Below are 21957 nucleotides of genomic sequence, written 5' to 3' on the forward strand. Positions count from 1 at the left end.
CGACTTCGGTCGTGCGGGCCCTTCCGCCGTTTCGTGCGCGGCTGCGGCCGCGGGTGCGTTGGGGCAGAGAACGCTCTCCGGCCCGCTGCGAGAGGGCTGTAAGATCAGCCGACTTCTGAGAGGGATGTGACGGCCGGGGCCGGGGAGCCCAGTGTGAGCCGCTTCCTCTCGTGCTTCTGGGGAGGGTTCATCTTGGCTCGTCATGCCTTCGTACGGCTGCTGGGGGCGTCCGCGATACTCGCTGCCGGTCTGAGCCCGCTGCTGCCGTTCTCCGCTGCCGCGGACACCGCGCAGGAGACGGTGGTGCCGGCGACGTTCCGGGATCAGTACACGGGGGCGAGCCTCACCGACTACGCCACCACCTACGGCGGTGACGGCACGGGCAGTCAGGGCGTCTTCCACCGGCTGGAGGGCCACTCAGGGGTGGTGTGGACGCGTTACGCCGACGGCAGGACCTTCAACGCCCCGGCCCCCACCGGGGGTTCGTACGTCACCAGGGGGACGGGCGACGACGTCCTGGCGCACCTCTACACCGGCGGCAGGGTGGACCTGTGGAACGCCGGCGAGGGAACGACCAGCACCATTCAGGTGCCCGCGGGGCACACCATGGCGTCCGGGATCTTCGGTGACACCGTCGTCACCTTCGAGAACATCACCGCCGAGGACGGCACCACGACCCGGGTCACCCATCTGCTGAGCGCGGCCCCCGACGGCAGCACGCGGGACGTGGTCGTCAGGGGCATGCCCGCGGGGCTCAAGATCGGCTCACCCCTGCGCGGTGACGCCACGGGACTCCTCTTCACCGCCGGGCTCGAGGGCACGATCCGGACGGTGGCCGTCGATCCGGCGACCGGCCTGGTCCAGAGCTGGACGCAGCCCCGCCCCAGTGGGAACCCCTACGTCGAGATCTCGCCCGACTACCTGGTCCACTACGCGGGACGGGCCTCCTCGAAGGTCTACGTGTACTCCCGCGCCGACCTCTCGGCGGCCCCCGTCGAAGTGACCCTCGACAATGCCGAGGCCACCTACCCCGCGAGCGACCTCTCGGTGGTCGGCGGCTGGATCGTGCACCAGCCCGCCGGCAGGGCCGCGGTGACCGCGGTTCCCATCGCGGGCGGCGACCCGGTCACCCTGCTCCCCGCCGCCAACGCCGGCATCTCCGCCTCACCGAGCGGCAACTCCGTCGTCATCGGCCGCACCGGCTCCGACGACTGGGGCATCCATCGCATCCACGGCGACGAGACCGGCAAGCCCGTCGTCACGCTCGTCAAGGCGCTGCCGAAACCGCCGTACGCCATCCAGGGGCTCGCTCTGGAGCAGGGGCGGCTCCTGGTCGCGGACGAGAGCTGGGGCAGCACGCGCGACACTTACGTCCGGACCGTCGCCGCGACCGGAACTCCCGCATTCGGTGCGCGTTCCTCGTACGACGGGACCGACGTGATGCTCTACGACTGCCCGGAGCAGGAGGGCGGCTGCCGGATTTTCGGCACTGCCGACAACCGTGCCGTCTGGCTCTCCGATTACTCGGAGACCTCCGACCGGCTGGTCGCCAACGGGCCGGCGCAGTACGGCTACTGGGCCGTGAACGTCCCGCAGGGCGGACGCATCACCGACGTCTCCGGGCAGTACCTGATCCACACGACCGCGACCCAGCAGATCGTCCTCAAGCTCGGCGACACCTCCGGCCCCAAGGTGACCCGTGCCCCCGGTGCCGCCGCCCTCGACGGTGACGTCCTGTGGACGGCGGGCGCGACTCCCGGCACGGTGACGGCGTACAACCTGAGCACGAAGAAGACCACCGAGACGCTGACGACCGACGCCGGCTGCACCCCCACCGAACTCCAGGCCCTCGGCCGCTATCTGTACTGGACGTGCGACGGCAAGGCGGGTGTGTACGACCGTTCGACGGCCACGTCCGTGCCGGTCCCCGTCGGCGAGGCCAAGCTCGGTGACGGGTATGTCGTCACGCACGACAAGGCCGCCGGAAAGCTGGTGCTGACGACGGTCGCCGGCGGGACCGCGTCCGGCCGGGTCATCGGCGACCTCCCCGACACCGGGGTCTCGCAGCGCGATGTGCGGTGGACGGTGGACGAGGCGGGCGCCAACGCGGCCTACGCCGACGACCGGGAGCAGGTGCACCTCGTGCCCTCCGGGGTGCCGCAGCAGCCATTGCGGCTCCTCGCGCCGGTCACGGCGAACCCGTTCGTCTCGGCGAGCACGATCGACACGGTCCCGGACACCCTGGCCACCGTCCTGCTGTCGAAGCCGTCCTCCGACTGGGCCCTGACCGCGCGCAACCGCGCGACCGGCAAGACCTACACGGACGGCCGGGACGGCACGGCCGCGCGCGGTGAGCTGACCGTCGGCTGGCACGGTGCCGACTCCACGAGGACCGGGGACGCGTTCGCGCCGAACGGCACCTACGACTGGACCCTCACCGTCACCCCCGCGGACGGCGTCGGCGATCCGCTGACCGTCAAGGGCACGGCCCGGCTGACCAAGGCCGAGCCCGTACGCCACGACCACATCGGCGACGACGGCATCGGCGACCTGCTCACCCTCAACTCCTCCGGCGGCCTGACCTTCCAGCACGGCACCGGCAAGGGCACGTTCGCGGGGAAGACCACCGGCGCCGGCTGGCCGACGGGCGCGAGGTTCGTCCCGGTCGGCGATCTGAGCGGGGACCGCTGCAACGACGTCCTCGTCCGCTACAGCTCGGGCGCGCTGCGGCTCTACAAGCCGGGCTGCGGCGCGGAGCTGACACCGTCCACGGCGTACACGACGCTCGGCAGCTCCGGCTGGACGCAGTACGACGTACTGACCGCGCCGGGTGACGTGAACGGCGACCGCCTCCCCGACCTGATCGCCCGCAACGCCTCCACCGGCGCCGTCTACCTCTACAAGGGCACGGGTACCGGCAAGCTCTCCGCGCGCATGAAGCTCTACGACAACTGGAAGACGTACAAGAAGGTTGTGGGCGCCGGGGACCTCAACGGTGACGGTGTCGGGGATCTGCTCGCGCAGGACAAGTCGAACAACCTGTACCGGTACTACGGCAAGGGCAACGGGACGTTCACGGCCCGGGCGAAGGTCTTCTCGAACTGGGGCGGCTCCTACAACGTGGTCGTCGGGGTCGGGGACATCACCGGGGACGGCAAGGCGGACCTGGTCTCCCGGGACACCGCGGGCAACCTCTGGCGCAACAACGGCAACGGCAAGGGGTCGTTCGGGGCGCGGACGAAGATCGCCACCGGCTGGCAGGGCTACAAGGGCATTTTTTAGCCATGCTGTGACGTGTGTCACGCCCCCGGTGAGGGAATCGCTGGGGGCATGACAGAAGACGACATAGCGAGTGGGCAGTCGGGGGTCTCCGTACTCTCCGATGAGGAACGCCTTGCCCAGCTCGGCTACACACAGGTTCTGGCCCGCCGTATGTCGGCGTTCTCCAACTACGCGGTCTCCTTCACGATCATCTCGGTCCTGTCGGGGTGCCTGACGCTGTACCTGTTCGGCATGAACACCGGCGGCCCCGCGGTGATCACATGGGGATGGGTCGCCGTCGGGCTGATGACGCTGTTCGTCGGGCTCTCGATGGCGGAGATCTGCTCGGCGTACCCGACCTCGGCGGGCCTGTACTTCTGGGCGCACCGGCTGGCGCCCCCGCGGACGGCGGCGGCCTGGGCGTGGTTCACGGGCTGGTTCAACGTGCTCGGGCAGGTCGCGGTGACCGCCGGCATCGACTTCGGGGCGGCGTCCTTCCTGGGCGCCTACCTGAACCTCCAGTTCGACTTCGAGGTGACGCCGGGGCGGACGATCCTGCTCTTCGCCGGGATCCTCGTCCTGCATGGCCTGCTGAACACCTTCGGCGTGCGGATCGTCGCCCTCCTCAACAGCGTGAGCGTGTGGTGGCACGTCATCGGCGTCGCGGTGATCGTCGGCGCGCTGACCTTCGTACCCGACCGGCACCAGTCCGCGTCCTTCGTGTTCACGGAGTTCGTCAACAACACGGGCTGGGGGAGCGGGGTGTACGTGGTCGCGCTCGGCCTGCTGATGGCCCAGTACACCTTCACCGGCTACGACGCCTCCGCCCATATGACGGAGGAGACCCACGACGCCTCGACGGCCGGACCCAAGGGGATCGTGCAGTCGATCTGGACGTCGTGGATCGCCGGGTTCGTCCTTCTGCTGGGCTTCACCTTCGCCATCCAGTCCTACGACGGCGCCCTGAACTCCGCGACGGGCGCGCCCCCGGCGCAGATCCTCCTCGACGCGCTGGGCGCCACCGCCGGCAAGCTGCTGCTGCTCGTCGTGATCGGGGCCCAGCTGTTCTGCGGGATGGCGTCCGTGACGGCCAACAGCCGCATGATCTACGCCTTCTCCCGCGACGGTGCCCTGCCCTTCTCGCACATCTGGCACACGGTCAGCCCCCGCACCCGGACGCCCGTCGCGGCGGTGTGGCTGGCGGCGGGCGGTGCGCTCGTCCTCGGCCTGCCGTACCTGATCAATGTGACGGCGTACGCGGCGGTGACGTCCATCGCCGTCATCGGGCTCTACATCGCGTACGTCATCCCGACGCTGCTGCGGCTGCGCAAGGGCGAGTCGTTCCAGCGGGGCCCGTGGCACCTGGGCCGCTGGTCCCGGCCGATCGGGATCGTGTCGGTGGTGTGGGTCGGCGTGATCACGGTCCTGTTCATGCTGCCGCAGGTCTCGCCGGTCACCGCGGAGACCTTCAACTACGCCCCGGTCGCCGTCCTGGCCGTCCTCGGCTTCGCGGCGGCCTGGTGGTTCGCCTCGGCCCGGCACTGGTTCCTCAACCCCGACCACGAGCGCACCCGGGCCCGCGAAGCCGCCCGCAAGGGGGCGCCCGAACCGGTTGATCCGTGATCTTTGGGTCCAGTCCCATGCGGTCGGCACGGCCGTGTCACCGATACCCGATCGGAGACACGGCCGCGTCCGGCTATGCTCGGGGAGGCAACATCGCCAGGGCCGTTAGCTCAATTGGCAGAGCAGTGGACTTTTAATCCATTGGTTGTGGGTTCGAGTCCCACACGGCCTACCGAACGGGTCAGCGGGGAAACCCGTGTCGACCTGTGGCGCGGCGCTCCGGTCGAACTTGATCGTCCGGGGCGCTTTCGTCGTTCCGGGGCCCCGACTCACCCCAGCAGATGCAGATTCGGCTCCTTGGCCCGCTCCTCGAACTCGGGCAGCACGACGACCTCCACCCCCGCCCCCGCCAACAGCCCGTTCCCGTCGGCCGAGACCACGAACGTGTCCGGCTCCCGCCAGGCCGTCACCACCCGCCGCACCCCCGCGTCCAGGATCAGCCGCGCACAGGGCGCCGGCCGGGAGGCCCGTCGGGCGCAGGGTTCCAGGCTGCTGTAGACCGTCGCCGAGGACAGACGAGGATCTCCCGCGTCGATCTTCGCCAGCGCGGCCTCCTCCGCGTGGACCACGGGGTCGCCGCCCTCCCTGGAGTGGCCGCGCGCGAGTTCCGTGCCGTCGGCGGCGACCACCACCGCGCCCACGCTGAAGGCCGTCTCCGAGGGCGGGCACAGCGTGGCCAGTTCGCAGGCGAGGCGCAGCCAGTGGCGGTCGGCGGCCGTGCCCCCGGGCGCCGTGGGTTCGTAGCGCATGAGGACGACGTCCTCGATCTGCCGCGAGTCGATCAGGCGGAGTCGGCCGGGCTGGTAGGCGCCGGGGCCGAAAAGGCGGGGGGCGTCCGGGGTGCCGACGAACAGAGGTGCCACGACCAGCTGGAGTTCGTCGGCGAGGCCCTGCTGGAGGAGCTGGGTGTGGATCGTGCCGCCGCCCTCGACCATGAGCCGCTCGACACCCCGGGCGGACAGGTCGTCCAGGAGGCCGGGCCAGTCCAGGTCGGGGCCCAGGGAGACCACGCTGGCGGCCAGTCCCGCCGTACGGGCCCGCTCCGCGCCCTTGTCCGTCGTGTAGACGACCTTGTCGCCGCCGGTGTGCCAGAACTTTGCGGTCGGGTCGAGGTCTCCGGAGCCGCTGACCGTGACCTTGAGGGGGTATTCCGGCTTGCCCGCGGCCACTCGGGCCGCGCGGCGTTCCGCCGAGTTCACCAGCAGCCGGGGGTTGTCCGCGCGGATGGTGCCGGCGCCGATGAGGATCGCGTCGACCGAGGCCCGTACCTCGTCGACGCGGTCGAAGTCGGCCGGGCTGGAGAGGAGCAGGCGGTCGGGGCTGGTGTCGTCCAGGTAGCCGTCCAGGGAGACGGCGGCGGAGAGGAGGACGTACGGGTGGGGCATCGGCGCGGTCCCTCTCGCTGTAGCGGGCAAGACTCTGTGACATGCACGTCTTGGTTCAAGTTTGAAACAAACCTACACTGGCGGCATGACGACTCGCTGGCTCACGCCCAAGGAGCAACGCGCCTGGCGCGCGTACATCGCCGCGTCGCACCTTCTGGAGGACGCGATCGACCGGCAGCTCCAGCAGGACGCCGGCATGCCGCATCTCTACTACTCCATCCTCGCCACCCTCTCCGAGGCGCCGGACCGCAGGCTGCGGATGACTGATCTCGCCGAGGGGCTGAAGATCACCCGGCCCCGGCTGACGTACGCCGTGACCCGGCTGGAGAAGGACGGACTGGTCCGGCGGGAGAGCTGTCAGTGGGACAAGCGCGGCAGCATCGCCGCACTCACGGACGAGGGCATGGCGGAGGTGGAGCGGGCGGCGCCGGGACATGTGGAGACGGTCCGCTCCGCCCTCTTCGACCGGCTGACCGAGGAGCAGGTGGGGCAGCTGGAGGAGATCTCCAGGGCGATCGCGGAGGGGCTGCAGACGGACACGGGGGACGAGGTGCCGTGGCGGCGGCGGTCGTCGCCGTCCTGTTCGTGACCGGCACGGTTTGTGACCGGCACGGTTCGTGACGAGCGCCATATAGCTGTTGCTTCAAATTTAAAGCATGAGGTAGGGTCTCGAACCGTAGACGTGCTTCAAATCTGAAGCACGTATGCCTACGGACCTACGGACCGGAGAACCCGCATGCCGAACATCCCCGCCGCCACCCAGCGCTCCCGCGTCCGCGTACCCCTGCGCTTCGGAGACGGCTACAGCGTCGACGCCGAGCTGGTCACCTTCCACGGACTGACCGACGGCCAGGAGCACGTGGCCGTCGTCCTCGGCGACCCGGCCCCCGGCACCGTCCCGCTGGTGCGACTGCATTCCGAGTGCCTCACCGGCGACGTCTTCGGCTCGGCCCGCTGCGACTGCGGACCGCAGCTGCGCGAGGCCGTGGAGCGGATAGCCGAGCGGGGCGGGGTGCTGCTGTACCTGCGGCAGGAGGGCCGCGGCATCGGCCTCTACAACAAGCTCGACGCGTACGCCCTCCAGGACCAGGGCCTCGACACCTACGCCGCCAACACCGCGCTGGGCCTGCCCGAGGACGGCCGCGACTACACGGCGGCCGCGCAGATGCTGACGTCCCTGGGCATCGGCGAGCTGGACCTGCTCTCCAACAACCCCGACAAGGCGGGCCAGTTGCGCGGCCTCGGCATCGACGTCCGCGACCGGGTGCCGACCGGGGTCTTCACCACGGCCCACAACGTCCGTTACCTGCGGGCCAAGGTCCTCCAGACCCAGCACACGCTGCCGCTGGGCGAGCTGACGGAGCTCAGCGCGGGCTGACGGTCTCAGCGGGGTGTCCTTGCGGCGGGTCAGCAGCTCGGTGACGACCTCGGGTCCAGGGCCGTACCGCCGTCCGCGCCCCGCTTCAGGGCGTCCAGGAACGCGTCGACCCGGCCCACCCGGTCCTTGAGCCCCTCGTCCCGGAACCCCGGCGGCATCCGTACCTCCAGGACCGTGACGTCGGGCCGGCGTTGCGGCAGCGCGGGCATGATCTCGGACCCGGTGCCGACGGCGACGACCTCGCGCCCGGCGGAGCTCAGAAGGAGCACCAGGCCCTCTCTGAGCAGGGCGTTGTCCTCGGCGATCACCACACCCCTGGCAGCTCCGCTTCGATCACGGTCGGCCCTCCGACCTGGCTGGACACCTGGACGGTCCCGTCGAGCGTGGCGCCCCGGCGGCGCATCCCGGGCAGTCCGGAACCGCCGCTCTCATCGGCCCGCCCCCACGGCCCGCGCTCGGTGCGCACGAGGCGGACGTCGGACCGGGCCGAACCACCGTGTACGGCGGCGTTGGTGAGGGCCTCGGCGACCACGCCTGGTCCTGCGCCTCGTCCAGGAGCCTGCGGGCGGCCTCGGGGCCACGCCCGTAGGCCCGCTTGGCGAGCCCGAACCGCACGGACAGCGCGACGAGCCGGGACTGGGCACCGTCGTGCAGGTCCCGCTCGATACGCCGGAGTTCGGCCCCGTGCACGGCGATCGCGTCGGCACGGGTGGCGGCCGGCTCCTCGCCCCGCACGCGGCCGTCATCGCCCGCGAGCTCCACGACGAGGGGGGTGGCCCGCTCCCGAAACCCGTCTGCGTCCTCATGGTCGTCCCCTGCTTCACTACACTCCGCCTCACACTCCGCCTCCCGACGGCAGGCCAGGACGCGGCAGGCCATGACGAGGAGTACGACGTGACCGAGCAGCGCCTCGACGGGCGAGTGGAGCGAGGCAACCGCACGCGCCGCCTGGTCCTCCGTCGTACGGTCGCGATCGCCTCCCTGGAGGGCCTCGACTCCCTGTCCCTCGGCCGTCTGTCCACCGAGCTGCAGCTGAGCAAGAGCGGGGTGTTCGCCCTCTTCGGCTCGAAGGAGGAACTCCAGCTGGCGACGATCAGGGCGGCGTCCCGCATCTACCTGGACACGGTCGTCACCCCCGCCCTCGCCCACCCGCCCGGCCTGTACCGCCTCTGGGCCCTCAGCGAGTCCTGGCTCCGCTACTCCAGCCGCCGCGTCTTCCCCGGCGGCTGCTTCTTCCAGAAGGCGATGACCGAGTACGGCTCCCGCCCCGGCCCCGTCCAGGACGCCCTGCGGGCCGCCGACACCGAGTGGCGGACGCTGGTCCGGCAGACCCTCACCGAAGCCCTGGACACCGGGGAACTCGCACCCGGTGCGGACACGGCTCAACTCGCCTTCGAAGTCATCGCCCTCTGGGAGGCCGCGAACCTCCAGTCCGTCCTGACGGACTCGGACGAGCCCTACGACCGGGCCCGGGCCGGCGTCCGGAGGCTGCTGGGGGCGGTCTCGACGGCGGGGGCGGACTTCCTCGCCACCCCGGCGGGAGACTGAGCCCGGAGACGGACCGTCCTTGACGGCCGTCTCCGGCTTCGCCGGCCTCACCGCCTCACTGCCTCGCCGAAGCCGCCGGACACCCTCCCGGAGTTCGACCGGCCCCCCAACCCCTCCCATCGGCCCAACAGATCCTGCGCCCCCGCACCCCCCGGGTGACGCTGCCCCTATGAGGTCAGCCCGTTTCCGTGCCGTCGCCGCACTTCTGCTCACCCCCCTCCTCGTCACCGCCTGTGCGGGCACCGACGCCGGTACCCGCACCATGGCCCGGGCGCTGCCCCCCGACGCGGAGTTCACGCACCCCGGCGTGCTGGTCAGTGACGCCCAGCTGGACGCCGTACGGGAGAAGGTGACCGCGGGGGAACAGCCGTGGTTGAAGGCGTACTTCGGGATGCGGGACAGCAAGTACGGGGCGTACAAGTACCGGGCGGAGCCGTACGAGAGTGTGGAATGTCCCGGTGGGGACCATGCCGACCGGGCCGCGCACGGGTGTGTCGAGGAACGTGAGGACGCCATCGCCGCCTATACGCAGGCGCTGCTGTTCCGGATCACCGGGAAGCGGCAGCATGCCGTGAAGGCGCGGGAGATCATGGACGCCTGGTCGGCGAAGATGCGGCGGCACACCGAGGAGGACGCCGGGCTGCAGACCGGGTGGGCGGGGGCGACCTGGGCGCGGGCCGCGGAGATCGTGCGGCACAGCGAGGGGGCCGGGTGGCCGGCGGACCGGGTCGCGCGGTTCCAGGAGATGCTGCGGAGCGCCTATCTGCCGACCGTCACCCGGAAGGTGCCCGGCTACAACGGGAACTGGGACCTCGTCATGACCGACGCGGCCATCGGCATCGCCGTCTTTCTTGAGGATCGCGCGGCCTTCGACCATGCCCTGGAGCGCTTCCGCGAGCGCGTGCCCGCCTACTTCTACCTGGAGAAGGACGGGCGTGTGCCGCTCACGCCGAAGGGGTCCGGTGTGAACACGCCCGCGAAGCTGACCACGTACTGGTTCGGGCAGAAGACCTACAAGGACGGCATCTCCCAGGAGACCTGCCGCAACCTCAAGCACGTCGGCTACTCCATCGCCGCCACCGCCCATATCGCCGAGACCGCCTGGCACCAGGGCGTCGACCTGTACGGCGAGATCAAGGACCGGCTGAAGGCCACGCTCGCCTTCCACTCCCGGTACCAGGCCGGGGAGACCGCTCCCGTCTGGCTGTGCGGCGGCAAGGTGGACCGGAACATGGGCCCGGACCTGGAGGTCGCCCTCAACCACCTGGAGGACCGGCTCGACCTCTCCGTCCCGGCCGCCCGCAAACTCGCCGAGGAGACCCGCCCGGCCGGCACGGATGATCTGTTCGTCTCGTGGGAGACCCTGACCCACGCGGGCAACCCCGGCGACTGACAGGGCCAAAACTCCAGGTCAGCAGCGCCGCCAATAAACCGTGGTGCTGGGCGTCCCGCGGATGGCGTATGCTGGTTTCACCGACGCGGGGTGGAGCAGCTCGGTAGCTCGCTGGGCTCATAACCCAGAGGTCGCAGGTTCAAATCCTGTCCCCGCTACTCAAGGCTCAGGGCCGGAATCCAGTCACTGGATTCCGGCCCTGAGTGTTTTCCCCGGCGTTTCCCCCGGTCGGGCCACACCGCTCGCCGCCCGGCCCGGGTCCGGGAAACCTGGGGATGTGGATCAAGAAGCGACGCAGGGGTGGCGCGTCGCCGTCGTCACCGGGGCCGTGGCTCTGGTCGTCTCCTTCGCCGTCCACCTGCGGTACGGCTTCCACCTGGACGCGGACACGCTCACCGAGGCGCTCACGGTGGCCGTGGTCGCCGTCCTGGCCGCCGTCCTCAACCGTGTCGTGCGCCGCGGCGACCAGCGGCTCGCCTCCCAGCGCCGGATCGCCGAGGCCGCCCAGCGGGCGGTGCCGCCGCAGCCCGACGACCGGATCGGCGGGTTCGAGATCGCGGCGCGGTACGAGGCGGCGCAGAAGGACGCCTTCATCGGCGGGGACCTGTACGCGGTGCAGGACAGCCCGTACGGGGTGCGGCTGGTCGTGGGGGACGTACGCGGGAAGGGGATGGGGGCGGTCGCGGCCGTCGCCGTCGTCGTCGGGGCGTTCCGGGAGGCCGCCGAGCAGGAGGCCACGCTGGAGGCGGTCGCGGTGGGGGTCCCCCCGGGGCGAGCGAAGCCGAGACTTGGGGGAGGCTGGAGCGGGCGCTGGCGCGCGAGGGCACGCGGCGCGAGGGGCTCGATGCCTTCGAGGGGTTCACCACCGTCGTACTGGCCGAACTCCCGCACGGCGACGGGTTCGTACGGATCGTCAACCGGGGCCATCCGCCGCCGTTGCTGCTCTGTCCCGACGGGACCGTGCGGCCGTTGCCCGCCGCCGAGCCCGCGCTGCCGCTCGGGACGGGCGAGTTGGGGGACTGGCCCGACCGGGCCGAGGAGGCCGGCTTTCCCGGCGGGGCCACGCTGCTGCTCTACACCGACGGGCTGTCCGAGGCGCGGGACAGGCGCGGGGAGTTCTACGATCCGGCGGCACGGCCGGCGGGGCGCAGTTTCCGCGAGCCGGGGGCGCTGCTGGCCACGCTCGCCGCGGAGGTGCGCCGGCATGCCGGGGGCGGCACCACGGACGACATGGCGCTGCTTGCCCTACGACGGCCCTGAACGCCGAGCACACATATCACGTGCAGTGATCGGGCGACCGCCCTCCGCATAACAACTGACACACCGTCAACATCTGTGAGATGGCTGAGGTGAGGTCAACTCGCCCGTTTTTCGCCGCTCATCGACCCGTACGTCCAGCCGAAAAAGGTTAACGATCAAGCGGAACAGCTTGGAAACCATGGTCCGGGTCTATTAACGTTCGATAACGCAGCGCGGTCGTCCCAGCCGTCACAAGAGGCGGCTCCGTGCTCACGCGCTTAATCCCGCAAGGGAGCCGGGGAACCACCAACCCTGGGGTGAATCGCGCGAACACCACCGTGAACTCACGGCAGGTATACGCGCGTAGGAGACCTTCCTGCTCCGAACCCGTCAGCTAACCCGGTAGGCGAGAGGAAGGAAAGGAGTACGCCCCACGTGGCGTCGAACCGGCCTGCCCCCGAGGCCCCGTACGTGCCGAGCCAGCGCACCACCACCGATGTCTTCGGCTACGGCAGCTACCACCATGACGAGGGCCCGCGGGAGGAATGGAATCCCACCGAGGAGTCCATCCGGCCGGTCCGCGGCAAGCATCGCGTCGCCAAGCAGCGCAGCGGCGGATTCGCCCGCAGCTCCACCGTTCTGGGCGTCGGTGTCATAGCCGCCGTCGGCGGGGCCGGCATGGCCAGCGCCAACACCGGCAAGCCGCCGGTCTCCATCTCGATGCCCGACCTGCCCTTCGTCTCGGACGAGGACGAGGCACCGCAGGGCTCGGCCACCGCGCTCAGCGATCTCGCCGCCGCGGGCTCCGCGGTCGCCCCGGCCAGCGCGGACACCACCCAGGCCGTCGCCGGCGCCGGTGAGTCGCTGCGCAGCCGGATCATGGCGCAGGCCGAGAGCCAGCAGACCCAGGTCGACAACAAGGCGCAGCTCGCCACCCAGACCGCCCTCGCCGACGAGGCCGCCAAGGCCGAGGCCGCCGCGCTGAAGAAGGCCGCGGACGAGGCCGCCGAGGCGAAGAAGGAGGCGGAGGAGAAGGCCGCGAAGGAGGCCGAGGCCAAGCGTCTCGCCGAGCTCGCCAAGCAGTTCGCGCTGCCGACCTCCTCCTACACCATCACCTCGACCTTCGGTCAGGCCGGCTCCCTGTGGTCCTCCGGGTACCACACGGGCCTCGACTTCGCCGCTCCCACGGGCACGCTCATCAAGGCGATCCACAGCGGCACCATCACCCAGGCCGGCTGGGACGGTTCGTACGGCTACAAGACCGTCCTCACCCTCGACGACGGCACCGAGCTCTGGTACGCCCACCAGTCGTCGATCAGCGTGAGCGTCGGGCAGAAGGTCAACACCGGGGATGTCATCGGGCGCGTGGGCGCGACCGGCAATGTCACGGGTGCGCATCTGCACCTGGAGTGCCACCCGGGCGGTTCGTCCTCCGGGATCGACCCGTTGGCGTGGCTGCGGAGCAAGGGGCTCAACCCCTGAGCTTCCGAGGTGTGAGGCCCTGAGAGCCTCCCCTGATCACCGACGGCCCTGACGCAAACCCCCCGACGTCAGGGCTGTCGGTTTTTCGCGTCCGAGAGCGGGCGTACGACGGCCGGTCCGCACGTCCGGCTCCGATCCCTCAGGTCTGGTACGGGTTGTAGCCCGGATACCCGGGGTGCCCCGGATACGACGGCTGCCCCGGATACTGCGCCGCCGGATACCCGTGCAGGGGCCACTGCACCGGCGGGATCATCACCGGCACCGGCGGCGCCGTCACACGGGCCGCGTGGTCCAGTGCCGGGCGCGCGACCTCCCGCCGGGCCCACAGCTCGCCGAGCAGCTCCCTCTCCCGTACGACGAAGTCGGCGCCGGCCCGCCCGCGGCGCCCCCGGTGCCGTAGGAACGCGAGGGAGGTCGCGTACGCCTCGTACTGGGCCACCGCCCGTGCCGCGGGCCGTCCGGCGTGTTCGCGGGCGTACTGGCGGGCGATCCGGCGGGCCCGCATCGAGCCGAGGGCGAAGGGTTCGGCGGGGGTGAGCCAGCCGGCGACGGCGTAGGCGGGGAGCTCCTCGCGCACGGTCCGCAGCTCGCGCTGCCGGGTCCAGATGACCAGCCAGGTCAGCAGGCCGAACGCGGGGACCATGAAGGCGGCGTACACGGCGAAGAAGCCGTACTCGCCGAAGCTCGAGGAGCCGTTCCAGATGGCGTGCATGCCCATCGCGAGCAGCAGGCCGGAGAGCGGCAGGAGTACGCGGCGCACATGGTGGCGGTCCGCCGAGAGCGCGGCGATGCCGAACCCGATGCCGGTGAGGACCGTGAACAGGGGGTGCGCGAACGGGGACATGATGACGCGCACGAAGAAGGTCGCCGCGGTCACCGAGGCGATGCCGCGGTCGCCGGTCAGCTGGTCGGTGCCGAAGGCGGTGCCGAGGTAGAGGATGTTCTCGGTGAAGGCGAAGCCGGTCGCGGTGACCCCGGCTATCACCACGCCGTCGACGATCCCGGTGAAGTCCCGTCTGCGGAACAGGAAGACGAGGAGCACGGCGGCGGCCTTCGCGGACTCTTCGACGACCGGGGCTATGACCGTCGCGCCCAATGTGTCCGCGCTGGACGGGTCCGCGGTCGCCGTCGCTATCCATCTGGTCGCGAAGCTGTTGGCGACGATCGCTATCAGCGCCGCCGCGCACGCGCCCCAGGAGAACGCGAACAGCATATTGCGCCAGGGTCCCGGCTCGACCCGGTCCAGCCAGCGGAAGGCGGCTATCAGCAGCGGCACGGGCAGGATCGCGAGGCCGAGTCCGACCAGGAAGCCCTCGGTACCGGTCTGCTCCCGCACCAGGGCGAGGATGACAAGGCCGGAGAGCGCGAGCAGGGTGATGAGGGCGCCGTATCGCACCCAGTTCCGCTGCCACCAGTGCGCGTGCCGCAGCGCACCGCCGGCGGGGCCGGTGGGGTGGTGCGTCGGGTACGGGGGAAAGGTGGCCACGGCATTGACCCTAACGAGTCAGGGGCGCCGCCCGCAGGTGGGCGAGGTGGTCTCAGGCGCCGGTGGGGGGTCGGTCGTTGTGCGGTTCTGTAGCTGTCGTCACCGCTTCCGCTGTTGTCCTCACCGCGGTACGCGGCGGAACAGCAGGTCGTTCACGACATGTCCCTTGTCCAGTCCCTGGCCCTCGAAACGGGTCAGCGGCCGGTAGTCCGGACGCGGCGCAAAACCGCCCTCGTCCTGGGTGTTCTCGAAGTCCGGGTGCGCCGTGAGCACTTCGAGCATCTGCTCGGCGTACGGCTCCCAGTCGGTCGCACAGTGCAGGATCGCCCCCGGCTTCAGCCGGCTCGCGGCGAGGCTGAGGAACTCCGGCTGGATCAGCCGCCGCTTGTGGTGCCGCTTCTTGGGCCAGGGGTCGGGGAAATAGACCCGCAGCCCGTCGAGCGAGTCCTCGGCGAGCATCTCGCGCAGCAGGATGATGGCGTCGCCGTTGGCGACCCGGACGTTGGAGAGCCCGTTCTGGTCGGCGAGGTTGAGCAGATTGCCCTGGCCGGGGGTGTGCACGTCGACGGCGAGGATGTTGGTCTCCTGGTCACCGGCGGCCATCTGGGCGGTGGCCTCGCCCATCCCGAACCCGATCTCCAGCACGACCGGGTTGTCGTTGCCGAACAGCTGGGCCGGGTCGATGACCTGCTGCCCGTCGATGTCCAGCCCCCACTTGGGCCACAGCCGCTGCAACGCGTCCGCCTGTCCCGCCGTGACCCGGCTGCGCCGCGGCTGGAAACTCCGGATCCGCCGCTCGAAGTGCGACCCGGCGGGATCGGCCTTCGGACCGTCGGGGAAGCGGGGCTCCCCCTTGTGCCGGGAGTGCCGCACGGAGACACCGGGGGCGTGGTCGGGCTGCCCGTCGTGCCCGTCGTGGTCCTCGCCGGGGGCGGGGGTGTCGGCGGGCTGGGGCGCGTCGGGGGCGTGGTGGGAGTCAGACACAGTGCGGTCGATTTTACGGCCGCTGAAGCCACCGGCCGACTCCCGCGCCCCCGACGCTCGGATCAGCAGGTGCGGCCGGTGTAGAAGGCACCGTCGATGCTGCCGCTGGAGCCGAGCCAGGACACGCCCGGTCCCACACACTTCTCGTAGTTCGGCCCGAAGACCTCGACCTCGATGACGACGCGCGAGCCGTCCGAGGTGCAGTGGTTGTAGTAGGCGTCCGAGGCGGTCTCGTAGAAGCCGCAGGGGTCGGCTGCGGCCGCACCGGCGCTCGCGGTGACCGCGCCGAAGGAGGCGAGGACGAGGGCGGAGGAACCGAGGGCGCCGGTCACGACACGACGAATACGCAAGGGAGCTCCAGAACGCTAGAGGGATGGGAGAGGTCTGTGCGTTCAGGCTGGCAGCTCGGAACGGCCGTTCCGGGCGCCTATGGCACCGTTCACCCGGCGGATCGATTCACTGCTGCGCCGATCAGTTGATCTTTGCCGGTTCTCCGTTTGACCCTTGCATCGGCCCTCGCGCGTCGTCCGGCGACGGGCCCGCTTCCCAACCCCACCGCCGCCTGCCCGCGCACCCTGTCGCTCACACGGCGCCCAGCGCCGCCAACGCCCGCCGGGCGACCTCCCGCCCGATCGGCAGCGAGGCGGTCGCCGCCGGAGACGGCGCGTTCAGCACATGCACGGTCCGCGGGCCCTCCTTGATCAGGAAGTCGTCCACGAGCGTCCCGTCCCGCAGCACGGCCTGCGCCCGCACCCCCGCGGCCGACGGCACCAGGTCGTCGTCCGACACCGCCGGCAGCAGCCTGCGCACCGCGTCCGCGAACGCCGCCTTGGACACCGACCGCCGCAGCTCACCGGCCCCGTACCGCCAGTGCCGCCGGGCTATCCGCCAGGACCCCGGCCATGCCAGCGTCGCGCCCAGCTCCCGGGGCCGTACGACAGTCCAGCCGTACCCCTCCCGGGCCAGCGCCGGCACCGCGTTGGGTCCGATGTGCACGCCTCCGTCGATCCCGCGCGTGAGATGCACCCCGAGGAACGGAAACGCCGGATCGGGCACCGGATACACCAGCCCCTTCACCAGCTCGGGCCGCGCCAGGGAGTAGTACTCGCCCCGGAACGGCACGATCCGCATCCCCGGCTCGTCCCCGGCCAGCCGCGCCACCTCGTCGCAGTGCAGCCCGGCACAGTTCACCAGCACCCGCGCCCGTACGACGTCCCCGGAGGCCGTCCGTACGGCGACCCCGAGCGCCGGCCGCCGGTCGATCCGCTCGACCCGCGCCCCGTACCGGATCTCCGCCCCGGACGCCTCCGCGAGCTGCCGCGCGACCCCCACGAAGTCGCACACCCCGGTCGTCCCGACCTGTATGGCGGCGAGCCCCCGCACCTCCGGCTCGTACTCCGGGATCTGCGCGGCGCCCAGCTCCCGCACCGGGATTCCGTTCTCCCGCCCGCGCTGCACCAGTGCGTGCAGGCGCGGCAGCTCGGACCGCTCGGTGGCGACGATCAGCTTCCCGGTGACGGCGTGCGCGATTCCGTACTCCGCGCAGAACTTCACCATCTCGGCCGCGCCCTTGACGGCGTACCGCGCCTTCAGCGACCCCGGCCGGTAGTAGATCCCGCTGTGGATCACCCCGCTGTTCCGCCCGGTCTGATGGCGTGCGGGCCCGGCCTCCTTCTCCAGCACGGTCACCCGCGTCCCCGGCACGGCACGCGTGATCGCATACGCCGTGGACAACCCGACGATCCCGCCCCCGATGACGAGCACGTCGCAGTCGTAAGCGATCTCCGGCCGCACCTGCACCACCTCCCGCTCTAGATAGTGCACTGCGCCACTGACAGTGCCTTCAAACGCGAGGGAAACGAGGAGTCACCCGGAGCCGCTCACTCCTAGGCCGGAGCCATCAGCAGCGGCCGTGCGCGCTCCCGGAGCTCCACGACACGCGGCTCGTCCCCGTACGGCTCCAGCCGGTGCAGAAGATCCTTCACGTACTCGGTGGTGCGGGCCGACGAGATGCGCCCCGCGACCTCCACCGCCCGCACGCCCTGCTCGCACGCCGCATCGAGGTTGCCCGACTCCAGCTCCGCGACCGCCGAGACGACCAGCCGCAGCCCGTGCGACCGTACGAACTCCTCCGTCGGCTTCGACAGGGCCTGCTCGGTGAAGCGACGCACCTGGCGCGGCGCCTTCAGGTCGCGGTAGCACTCGGCCGCGTCCGCGGCGAACCGGTCGTAGGAGTAGAAGCCCAGCCACGACGGATCCTGGTCCCCGTCACGGGACCGCTCCAGCCACCCCTCCGCCGCCTTGAGCGCCGCTCCCGCCGCCTGCGCGTCGCCCGCGCGCGCGTGCGCCCGTGCCTCGACGAGCCGGAAGAAGCTCATGGTGCGGGCGGTCGCCAGACCACGGTTGCGCTCCAGGGCGGCCTGCGCGAGGTCGACCCCCTCGTCGCCGAACCCGCGATAGGTCGCCTGCAAGGACATCGACGCCAGCACATACCCGCCGAGGGGTACGTCCGCCGCCGCGCGGGCCAGTCGCAACGCCTGGATGTAGTACCGCTGCGCGGCCTCCTGCTGACCGGTGTCGAAGGCCATCCACCCGGCGAGACGCGTCAGTTCGGCGCTCGCACCGAACAACGCCCGGCCCACTTCGTCGGAGTACGAGCCGAGCAGCAGCGGTGCCGCCTCCACCCGTAAACACTCCGGCACCATGGACGAACGCCAGTCGCCGCCTCCGTACTTGGAGTCCCAGCGCCGGGCGTCCTCGGCGGCCTCCCGCAGCTTCTGCACATCGCTGTGGCCGACTTTGAGCGGTGCGCCGGAGCCCTCCGCGGAGTTGACCTCGCGCGCCACCGAACTGTCGGCCGGGGTTATCAGCCACCGTGAGGCGGGCGTTGCGTATGCGCTTACTGCGAACGAACCGGCCAGCGACTGCCAGATGCCGCCGGAGCCGGCGCGCCGCCCGGCGAGGTCGAGCCGGTACAGCTCCGTCGCGCTGCGGACGGCCTGTCCGACGTCCCTGGGGAAGGCGAGGCCCACTTCGGGTGCGGGATCCGCGTCCGCCAGACCGATCTCGTGGAGCGGCACCGGGCGGCCGAGCTTCTGGCCGATGGCGGCCGCGATGAGGTGCGGCGCAGCGCCTTGCGGCACCATGCCCTTCGACACCCAGCGCGCCACCGACGTCTTGTCGTAGCGAAGAGTCAACCCGCGTTGAGCGCCAAGATCGTTGACGCGACGCGCGAGTCCTGCGTTGCTGATTCCCGCGAGGGCGAGAACGGCGCCGAGTTTTTCGTTCGGCCCGCGTTGCTCCCTGGACATTGCGCCACCCCTCGACACAGACGGCTGCCGCGTTGGCATAACCACGCGGCATTCGTAAACCCAGCGTAGTTCGCCGCATCCCAAGCGTTAAGAGGCATTGTTCCGGATGGCGGGATTGTGGTCCGTACGCACGTACGGGCTCCATACGCACCGTTAAGACGTGCTCCCGTTGTGTGGCCGTGCGCCTGTGCGTGCGCTCTTCTCCGGCCATCGGGGGAGCGGTTCCATGGATCGTGCGTGGGTCGGCCCGCTGTACTGGATCCAGTGGGCTGGGGGATTCCGCCACCTCCATCCCCGCGGGTGGCGGAACGGTCCGGGGGGCGAACTCCGTTCCCCGGACTGCGCGTTGCCGAGGCGGTGCGCAGAGCCTGTACGGAGCGTGCGCGAGCCTGTCCCCACTCCGCCAATTTGGCCGAAAACCGACCCCTTACTCCGTAGGCAATTACCGCTCCCACCATGGAAATTGACGGCGCGAAGGGCGTTCTGGGGGAGCGTATCGGGGGCGCATTCAGGTCGTAGACGCCCTGCCCTGTACGGGTGTTCGCTCCTTCACAGGCATGTGCGCGGGGGCGTATTCAAGGGAGCACAAGCGGCTCCGCCGCCCCTCCGGTGCGCGTCCTTCATGGCAGCATGGTGAACCGGTTCGTACGGTGCACTGGTTGTCCACAGCCTGTGGAGGCGTCGATGCGGTGGTTGGTGGGGTGGAGCAGCACCGCAACGGGAGCAGCCGAGATCGGCTCCGCGGGGGCCACGGGAAGCGACGGCGAGACCGTGCACCCGGTGGGCTCCCAACTCCTGTGGGGCGACCCCGATCCGCTGTGGGCGGTCGGCGACTGGCGCCCCGACGAGGTGCGCGTGGTGAAGGCCGACGCGCAGAACCGCATAGCGGTGCTCGGGACGTGCGGCGCGAGCGACGAACAACTCAGGGTCGGCCTCTTCGCCGCGCGCGGAGGCGCCCTACGCCATCTGACGGCCTGGCCGGGCAGCTACACGGCGGTCGTCCAGGTCGGCCGCCGGATCATGGTCTGCGGCGATCTCGCGGGCGCCCGCCCGGTGTTCTACACGCCCTGGGCAGGCGGCACGGCGTACGCAACCGCGGCGCTGCCCCTGGCGGACCTCATCGAGGCGAACCTCGACTTCGGCCACCTGGCGGCCCTCCTGGCGGCCCCCGACGTCCCGGCCGCCCTCCATGACTCCACCCCGTACGACGGCGTGCGGCGCATTCCCCCGGGGCATGCGCTGATCCTGCGCGCCGGGGCGCGTGAGATCGCCGGCTACGAGCCGGTCGCCTCCCTCGCGGTGGCGGCACCCTCGGCCGACCCGGACAGCGCGGTGGACGCCGTACGGGACGCACTGGTGGAGGCGGTACGCGCGCGCCTGTCGGCCCCCCGCCATGTCCCCGGCGCCGACATAGACCCGGGACCGGTCCCGGGCATGGGGCCCGCCGAACGGCGTGCCGCGCGCGGGATGCCGGTGCCGGGGATCGGGGCGGACCTGTCGGGCGGCCCGGCGTCGGGCACGCTGGCGCTGCTGGCCGCGGGCCTGCCCGGGATGCCGGGCACGGTGCTGGGCCACGGCACGGGAGCGGGCGAACGACTCCTGGCCGTCACCTTCAACGACCTGGCGGTGGCCGGCCGGGAGTCGGAGCTGGAGCGGGCGGGTTCGCTGGCGGCCAACCCGCGCCTGCACCACGTGGTGGTGACCGGCGGCGAGGAGACACTGCCGTACGCCGACCTGGACGGCCCCCTGACGGACGAACCGGGCCCGTCCCTGGTGACGGCGGCCCGTCACCGCGCGCGCCTGGCTTCGGGCAGCGCGGACCACTTCACGGGCTACGGCGCCCGCCAGGCGCTGGACGCACACCCGGCCCGCCTGGCGGACCTCCTGATGGACCGCAAACGCCGCCACTTGGTCCGCCCGGTGGCAGCGCTGGCGAAGGCGGACGGCTCGGTGATGGTCCCCGCGCGCGTGTACGGCGCGGCGAGGCGCCTGGCCCGTACGCCGTACCGAACGGGCCTGGAGGTGCTGTCCGACCGGCTGATGGAGCGCAGGTTCGACGAACCGGGCGGTGCGGTAGGGGCGTCCCTGGCGGCCCTCGCCTGGGCCAGACCGGGGCCCGCGGCACGCTGGTTGACCGGGGAGGCGCTGGCTGAAGTATCGGTTCGCCTCCAGAGCGCGACGAGCCGCTCGGGCGTCGGCCCGGGCCAGCGCCCCGGCGACTACCGCGCGCGTGCAGCCCTCGCGCGCACCGCGTCCGACGTACGCATCCTGGAACAGGCGGCCGAGATCCGCTTCCAACGCCTGCACGCCCCGTTCCTGGACAACCAGGTCGTCCGAGCCTGCCGGGCCCTCCCGGAGGCGCTGCGGGTCCAGCCGGGCGCCAGGGCGGCGATCCTGCGCACAGTCCTCCAGGGCGCAGGCGTGGCCGACCTCCCACCCGGCTGGGGCGCTCCGTCCCACGCCTCGACGGCGGTGGCGGCCCGCACGGGCCTGAGGGTGGCCGCGGACTCACTGATGTCCCTGTTCGGCACCCCGCTCCTGGCAGAGGCGGGCCTGGTGGAGGCCCGCGTGGTCCGCAAGGCGCTCCGCGCGGCGGCAGAGGGCGAACCCTTGCCACTGGACGGCCTGGCGGACCTCGTCTCCCTCGAACTGTGGCTCCGCCGGCTGTTGGCCCGCCGGGGAACCTGCTGGACGGGAACACCGGCACGCGCGCGTGCGGTACCGGCGGGGATCACGCCGCAGAGGGGGGTGTTGGGGGCGGGGGCGTCGGCGCGGAGGGGGTAGGGAGGGTGCGCGTTGAGGGCTCCTGGGCCTAGGGTTCACCCACCCGTCCTGGCGTTGTCACGCGAGGCCGCTCCGGCTCATCT

Annotated in this window: 14 protein-coding genes, 2 tRNA genes, 3 pseudogenes and 1 riboswitch; of the genes and pseudogenes, 11 read left to right on the top strand and 8 right to left on the bottom strand. The window is 71.3% G+C overall.

Translation table 11 applies throughout. The features are described 5' to 3' along the window. Positions 1-192: 192 nt before the first annotated feature. The 3 genes from PH203_RS18835 to PH203_RS18845 all read left to right on the top strand — a co-directional run bounded on the left by PH203_RS18835 (position 193) and on the right by PH203_RS18845 (position 5056). Positions 193-3282, top strand: a complete 3090-nt coding sequence (locus tag PH203_RS18835; protein WP_289921256.1) for a VCBS repeat-containing protein — start codon at positions 193-195, stop codon at positions 3280-3282. Positions 3283-3330: 48 nt separating this feature from the next. After that, a complete protein-coding gene (locus PH203_RS18840; protein WP_289921258.1) occupies positions 3331-4884 on the top strand; it encodes an amino acid permease in 1554 nt (517 codons plus the stop codon). Positions 4885-4983: 99 nt separating this feature from the next. Next, positions 4984-5056: transfer RNA gene (locus PH203_RS18845), tRNA-Lys, on the top strand. 97 nt (positions 5057-5153) lie between these two features. Here PH203_RS18845 and PH203_RS18850 read toward each other — a convergent pair. Beyond that, positions 5154-6269, bottom strand: a complete 1116-nt coding sequence (locus PH203_RS18850) for a dihydrofolate reductase family protein (RefSeq protein ID WP_289921260.1) — start codon at positions 6267-6269, stop codon at positions 5154-5156. A gap of 85 nt (positions 6270-6354) precedes the next feature. Here PH203_RS18850 and PH203_RS18855 point away from each other — a divergent pair, with 85 nt between their 5' ends. Both PH203_RS18855 and ribA read left to right on the top strand, forming a co-directional pair. After that, entirely contained in the window at positions 6355-6858 is a 504-nt protein-coding gene (locus tag PH203_RS18855) for a MarR family transcriptional regulator (RefSeq protein WP_289921262.1), read from the top strand. A 147-nt stretch (positions 6859-7005) separates the two neighbouring features. Continuing rightward, positions 7006-7647, top strand: coding sequence for a GTP cyclohydrolase II (gene ribA, locus PH203_RS18860; RefSeq protein WP_289921264.1), 642 nt, complete (start codon positions 7006-7008; stop codon positions 7645-7647). A gap of 9 nt (positions 7648-7656) precedes the next feature. On the opposite strand, the pseudogene PH203_RS18865 reads toward ribA, so the two are convergent. Further along, positions 7657-7958 (bottom strand): annotated as a pseudogene (locus PH203_RS18865) (DNA-binding response regulator); the annotation flags it as partial. Then, positions 7952-8358 (bottom strand): annotated as a pseudogene (locus PH203_RS18870) (histidine kinase); the annotation flags it as partial. The pseudogenes PH203_RS18870 and PH203_RS18865, both read right to left, overlap by 7 nt. 183 nt (positions 8359-8541) lie before the next feature. On the opposite strand from PH203_RS18870, the gene PH203_RS18875 reads away from it, so the two are divergent. The 5 genes and pseudogenes from PH203_RS18875 (at position 8542) to PH203_RS18895 (ending at position 13309) form a co-directional block, all read left to right on the top strand. Further along, the gene (locus tag PH203_RS18875) at positions 8542-9195 is read left to right on the top strand and encodes a TetR family transcriptional regulator C-terminal domain-containing protein (RefSeq protein WP_289921265.1); all 654 of its coding nucleotides are present in this window, start codon (positions 8542-8544) and stop codon (positions 9193-9195) included. Positions 9196-9364: 169 nt separating this feature from the next. After that, a complete protein-coding gene (locus PH203_RS18880; protein ID WP_289921266.1) occupies positions 9365-10588 on the top strand; it encodes an alginate lyase family protein in 1224 nt (407 codons plus the stop codon). 84 nt (positions 10589-10672) lie between these two features. After that, positions 10673-10746 (top strand) — tRNA-Met (locus PH203_RS18885). 227 nt (positions 10747-10973) lie between these two features. Continuing rightward, positions 10974-11848, top strand: a pseudogene (locus PH203_RS18890) (PP2C family protein-serine/threonine phosphatase); the annotation flags it as partial. A gap of 244 nt (positions 11849-12092) precedes the next feature. After that, positions 12093-12250, top strand: a riboswitch (cyclic di-AMP (ydaO/yuaA leader). Between the two features lie 12 nt (positions 12251-12262). Continuing rightward, positions 12263-13309, top strand: a complete 1047-nt coding sequence (locus PH203_RS18895; protein WP_289921268.1) for a M23 family metallopeptidase — start codon at positions 12263-12265, stop codon at positions 13307-13309. Positions 13310-13448: 139 nt separating this feature from the next. Here PH203_RS18895 and PH203_RS18900 read toward each other — a convergent pair whose 3' ends face one another. From PH203_RS18900 to PH203_RS18920, 5 genes are all read right to left on the bottom strand, one after another. Beyond that, the gene (locus PH203_RS18900; protein ID WP_289921270.1) at positions 13449-14795 is read right to left on the bottom strand and encodes a PrsW family intramembrane metalloprotease; all 1347 of its coding nucleotides are present in this window, start codon (positions 14793-14795) and stop codon (positions 13449-13451) included. A 120-nt stretch (positions 14796-14915) separates the two neighbouring features. Then, positions 14916-15668, bottom strand: a complete 753-nt coding sequence (gene trmB, locus PH203_RS18905) for a tRNA (guanosine(46)-N7)-methyltransferase TrmB (protein WP_289921315.1) — start codon at positions 15666-15668, stop codon at positions 14916-14918. 173 nt (positions 15669-15841) lie between these two features. Beyond that, positions 15842-16129, bottom strand: coding sequence for a DUF6355 family natural product biosynthesis protein (locus tag PH203_RS18910; RefSeq protein WP_289921271.1), 288 nt, complete (start codon positions 16127-16129; stop codon positions 15842-15844). A 232-nt stretch (positions 16130-16361) separates the two neighbouring features. Continuing rightward, a complete protein-coding gene (gene lhgO / locus PH203_RS18915) occupies positions 16362-17603 on the bottom strand; it encodes an L-2-hydroxyglutarate oxidase (protein WP_289921272.1) in 1242 nt (413 codons plus the stop codon). A gap of 62 nt (positions 17604-17665) precedes the next feature. Next, positions 17666-19090: an MFS transporter gene (locus PH203_RS18920; protein ID WP_289921273.1), complete on the bottom strand. Its 1425-nt coding sequence runs from the start codon at positions 19088-19090 to the stop codon at positions 17666-17668. A gap of 684 nt (positions 19091-19774) precedes the next feature. On the opposite strand from PH203_RS18920, the gene PH203_RS18925 reads away from it, so the two are divergent. Next, entirely contained in the window at positions 19775-21874 is a 2100-nt protein-coding gene (locus PH203_RS18925) for an asparagine synthase-related protein (RefSeq protein WP_289921274.1), read from the top strand. The last annotated feature ends 83 nt before the right edge of the window (positions 21875-21957 follow it).

The organism is Streptomyces sp. S.PB5, assembly GCF_030403745.1.
In the GTDB taxonomy this organism is placed as follows: domain Bacteria; phylum Actinomycetota; class Actinomycetes; order Streptomycetales; family Streptomycetaceae; genus Streptomyces.

Excerpts from the sequence above, each read along its gene's own strand:
- PH203_RS18840 (WP_289921258.1), top strand. The coding sequence starts at position 3,331 with ATGACAGAAGACGACATAGCGAGTGGGCAGTCGGGGGTCTCCGTACTC.
- PH203_RS18850 (WP_289921260.1), bottom strand. The coding sequence starts at position 6,269 with ATGCCCCACCCGTACGTCCTCCTCTCCGCCGCCGTCTCCCTGGACGGC.
- PH203_RS18855 (WP_289921262.1), top strand. The coding sequence starts at position 6,355 with ATGACGACTCGCTGGCTCACGCCCAAGGAGCAACGCGCCTGGCGCGCG.
- ribA (WP_289921264.1), top strand. The coding sequence starts at position 7,006 with ATGCCGAACATCCCCGCCGCCACCCAGCGCTCCCGCGTCCGCGTACCC.
- PH203_RS18880 (WP_289921266.1), top strand. The coding sequence starts at position 9,365 with ATGAGGTCAGCCCGTTTCCGTGCCGTCGCCGCACTTCTGCTCACCCCC.
- PH203_RS18920 (WP_289921273.1), bottom strand. The coding sequence starts at position 19,090 with ATGTCCAGGGAGCAACGCGGGCCGAACGAAAAACTCGGCGCCGTTCTC.
- PH203_RS18925 (WP_289921274.1), top strand. The coding sequence starts at position 19,775 with ATGCGGTGGTTGGTGGGGTGGAGCAGCACCGCAACGGGAGCAGCCGAG.